The sequence below is a fragment of the Veronia nyctiphanis genome (assembly GCF_004116385.1).
Classification (GTDB): Bacteria; Pseudomonadota; Gammaproteobacteria; order Enterobacterales; family Vibrionaceae; genus Veronia; species Veronia nyctiphanis.
On sequence record NZ_PEIB01000069.1, the window covers coordinates 1 to 4,775 of the forward strand.

The window sequence follows — 4,775 nt, forward strand, 5'->3', positions numbered from 1 at the left end:
AAGATTTGGAATTGCTCCATCTGTCTGTGACTGAAAAGCATCTCGTTGGATGTGACGAGGTTGGTCATATTGTTGGCGCAAAGATATCTTCAGGGCTTGAACAGGCTGCACGAGATTTAGCCATACAGATTGTGAAAGGGACTGGCTTTCAACGCGGCGTACTTCACCTTGAATTTAAGTTTGTGAATAACAATGCCTATCTTATTGAAGTCGCCGCTCGAGTGCCTGGCGACAATATTACCGCTTTGGTTGAGAGCAAGTACGGCATTAGCCTTGAGCATTGCCTTGCAAGATTATACTGCGGGCAAACAGTTAAAACGTATATCGAACAAGCTGAAACAAAACATGGCGAGTTTGGTATTCGCTATTTATTTAGCGATGATTGTATTCAGGCGACTTGCGGTTATATAGTTACCGAGCGGGTTATTAATACTGAGGATATTCCTCCCTTACCTCCTAAGGAGTTCAGGCCTCTAAAACGAGTCGGTTATGAGTTTTACTACAAATAGTAAACGGATGAGTTTACTATTTTTCGAAAAACCTTGGTTGACAGATTCAAAACAATTTGAGCCAAGGTAATCCTGAATCGATCAGGTCTAATAGGCGTTTTGGATTTAACTTTCTAAGTTCAACGTCCACTGAAGTAAAGCCAATGCGCCCTTAATACCAAACTTGTAAAAGAGCCGTAGGTAAAGCAAATAACTAAAATACGTTCCAAATCCTGCAAACCAAGGCCTTGTTATTACTTTCCCAAACTCATAATAAACAGGCTTTCTACTGTAATTGCTTCTAAGAAGAAGAGGCTCGGGAAACTCAAACTCCCAAGGACAATATGTCGAGTCGCAGGTCTCCAGACAGTCAGTTTTGAGATAATGTGCAGGCTTTTGGTCAAAGATAGAACAGCCTTTCTTTTTCATTCAAGTTGCACAATACACCAGAGATTCAGGGTAACTTCCCCAAATGAAAAATTTCCGCTAATTATATCCAAGGCAATGTTCAGTCTGTATGCCAGCAGCTCGAAATAGCCTAAAAGCTCAATGGATGAGATATCTAACTCGGTAATCGATACTTAAAGAAAAATTGTCACGCTCCCCATATTAGCGGCAGTCTTAATGAGGGGTATTCCGGCTATAAGGCACTACAAAGGGCTAAGGTCATTGAGAGAGTCATACAGCCTCTCGTTATTGTATTCCTTCACCAAATCGATAGCGAATAAGATCACTGTCTCTCAATCGGCCAATATGGACCACAAATAAGTTAAGCGCATGCTTTAATTAGCAAAATTAGTGTTTTATTCCAGTCGTGCCAAATAATTATCATATTCCGCCAAATAAATAATAACTTTTAAATCTGGGTGCCGTTTTCATAACGGAGCCTATAATTTATAGGCTATGAATATGATTGACAATAACACATTTATTTAACTTAATGATTAAAGGGTTTATCACTTGATTCTTTATAAGAAATATTTAATTTTCATTACTGTGATACTGACTTTCACCTCGAGAAATAGTATTGCTGACGATGTGTCGACCTTAAAAGACCGCGTGACTCGTGAATATGCACAAAGCTATTCAGAAGACACACTGATTATCTCTGCAAACAAATATAAAGAAAAGATTGAGCAAAATGGACGATGGCCAGATATCAACTATTCCTTGTTGAAATCCGGTGATACTCATATTAGAGAACACTTAAATCGTATTAAAATATTGTCTGCTGCAGGGTTTATCTTTCCTCAAAAAGGATACTCACAAGCTGCTGTTGATGCGTTATTTTTTTGGTATTCAATAAATCCAAAGCATGAAAACTGGTGGTGGAATACCATTGGTAGGCAGTTGTATCTTGGGCCTTCAGCTTTAATGCTTGGTAATCTTCTTCCTAGCCAATTGGAAACACAGATTATAGCCGACTTGCCCTCACATCCTCAGATGACTGGCGCAAATCGTAGTGATATTTCTAAAGGTGTTATATACCGTGGCTTGCTATCTGATAATGCACACAGAGTTAACATTGGTATCTCAGGAATCAAAGAAACAGTGGTCATTACTGACTCGGAGGGGATTCAGGCAGACTACTCTTTTCATCAACACGGTCCACAACTTTACACTGGTGGTTATGGCGAAGCGTTTTTTAATACCGCTGTTTTCTGGGCCTATCAGGTGCGTGACTTACAGTGGCAATTTTCACCAAAGCAGATTGATGTTTTGACGAATTTTTACCTTGAAGGGATGCGGTGGATGAATAGTCATGGAACATTAGATTATAACGTCATCGGAAGAGGGATTAGTAGGTTGAGAGGTATTCATTCATCAGGCACAAAAAAACAGAGTGATTACATAGCAACGTTATCTCCTGACAAAGCTGAAGCAGCACATGCATTTCGTGACCATGTCACAGGTGGAAATTCCGGCCTAATTGGATTCAAGAATTTCTGGCGGTCTGATTACGCAAGTAAGATAGGGCAAAACCATTTTATTGGTATAAGAATGAACTCCAACAGGACAGAGCCGAATGAGAGCGGCAATGGCGAAAACCTATTAGGTAATTGGCTTGGCTTTGGCAGTATGTTCATTATGAGAAAAGGGAATGAGTACCATAATATTTTTCCAGTCTGGAATTGGGCCCTTATACCAGGCGTAACATCACCACAACTTGCACAAAAGCCGGCTGATTGGGGGGCTATTTCAGCTAAAACATCGTTTGTAGGTGGTGTATCTAACGGCCGCTTCGGTGTTGCAGTGATGAATATGAACGCACATCAAACGAAGGCAAAAAAAGCATGGTTTAGCTTTGACGATGAAATGGTTGCTTTGGGCGCTGGAATAACATCAACACACAATCGTTACATTAATACGACCATTAATCAGACCAAATTAAATGGCCCTGTTACCGTTGATGGAGTCGAATACAAAAGAGGCAGTCGTGCTATTGTTGATGCTTCTTGGGTTCATCATGATGGAGTCGGATATGTGTTTCCAGCCTACTGGTATGGACATATGGACAATCAAACTAAACATGGGAACTGGAATAACATCAGTAGCTCTCAGCCAAACAAGGCAGTCAAAGAAGACGTTTTTATGTTACGTATAGGGCACAGCTGGAAGCCTTCTAATCGACACTATCAGTACATTATTGTTCCTGATAAGACTGCCGAGGAGGTTCAGCAGTACTCTCAAAACACGCCGATTGTTGTATTAGAGAACAGTACAAATATTCAATCAGTTACGAATGAAGCAATTAATGTAACGGGTGTAGTTTTTCATAGGCCGGGTAACCTAACCTTGCTGGATGGCTCTATCTTGTCAGTTAATCAGCCGAGTGTGCTTGTCATAGACCAAAGTAAAAGTGAACCACGCATAACACTGTCGACGCCAGGTCGTGGAACAGAAGTCTTTGTGACGTTTGAGAGTGAAGGGAGTAAAAAGCAAGCTCGGATAAATACGTCTTCTGACCAGAGATGGCTTGGTAAGGAAGTTGAAGTCAACTGGGGTATAGAGGGTAGCGTCTTTCCTGTCATTAAAGACACTTTTGTTCGCAACGGGCGTTACAAAAATCAATCTTTTGGAAAGGCAGGTTATCTGGAAGTTAAAGCCGACCACCCAGGATACAAGCGTAACTCTGTACTTCAGTTTAATCTGCAGGGTCAAAAAATTGATTCAAGCACAACTGCAAAGTTGAGGCTTTATGTCCGAAACCTTGGTTTGGATAGTCATCGAAGCATTATCGTTTCTCGTTTAGCTGCCTCTGATTGGTCTGAATCGTCATTAACATGGCATAAGGTGCCCAGAAAAGAAAATTCTGGGCCACGTTTGACAATCGAACGTTCAGATAGAAACAGTTGGGTAGAAGTTGATGTTTCGTCGCTGATACATAAAGAGGGTTTGGTTAGTTTGTTGCTCGAAAACCCTGGTCACGCACGTAGTCAATCTTATGTATCCTTTTCGAGTCGGGAGGGTAAATACGCACCGCAGTTAGTCCTATATCGTTCAGTGAAAAGTGACAAAGACGCGTACGTAAGAGATGGAAAATACGTTACTCAGTCATTCGGTAATGCACATTATCTGGCGGTTAAAGCCGATCATGGAGGGTATAATCGAAAATCAATCATCAGTTTTGACTTATCTGAGAAAGGTGTTGACCTAAATACTTCAGCAATATTGAAGCTATATGTGAATAGTGTTGGAAAGGGAGAAAAAACATTAACTGTTTCACGGTTATCGGACAGTGAGTGGAGCGAATCTGCTATTAGTTGGACTTCTTTACCTACAAATGAGGCGGCAACGAAGAAAAATTTGGTAGTGAGTAGTCGAGATCTGCATCAATGGGTGGAGGTTGATGTAAGCGAATTCATTCACGATGGGAAAGTGAGTTTGTTGGTTGAAAATTTGACTCGCCCGCAGAGTGAATCTTACGTTAGCTTTTCGAGCAGGGAGACATCACGCGGCCCAAGCTTGATACTGTCAGATTAACCAAACATGAATGCCTTGGTCGTAAATATAAGGGTTCTACCCCGATTCATGGAGCGGAAATGTTTAAACAACTAAATTTATAAACACAAGACTATAAAATGGGTAATAAGAAACCCCACTAGGTTTGTGGTTTCTTATGTTAATTAGCGAATTAAGATGTTATTTGCCTATATTTTGGACAAGGAAGTCAGTGATAATGAAGTTCTCCGTTGGGTCGTCTGAGCAGTGACCGAACTCATTCTCAAATGTCCACTTCCCCGTTAACGAGACAACGAATAACTAGAGATTTCCAGTCTCCGTCGG

At 40.9% G+C, this 4,775-nt stretch carries 2 protein-coding genes; both read left to right on the top strand.

Annotated features, from left to right (window positions below):
- On the top strand, positions 1 to 509 hold a 509-nt coding region (locus CS022_RS25080), incomplete at its 5' end, for a hypothetical protein (RefSeq protein WP_201746390.1).
- Positions 510 to 1,448: 939 nt separating this feature from the next.
- Positions 1,449 to 4,472 (top strand): polysaccharide lyase family 8 super-sandwich domain-containing protein, encoded by a 3,024-nt coding sequence (locus CS022_RS24245; RefSeq protein WP_161569743.1) that lies wholly within the window; start codon positions 1,449 to 1,451, stop codon positions 4,470 to 4,472.
- Positions 4,473 to 4,775 lie beyond the last annotated feature (303 nt).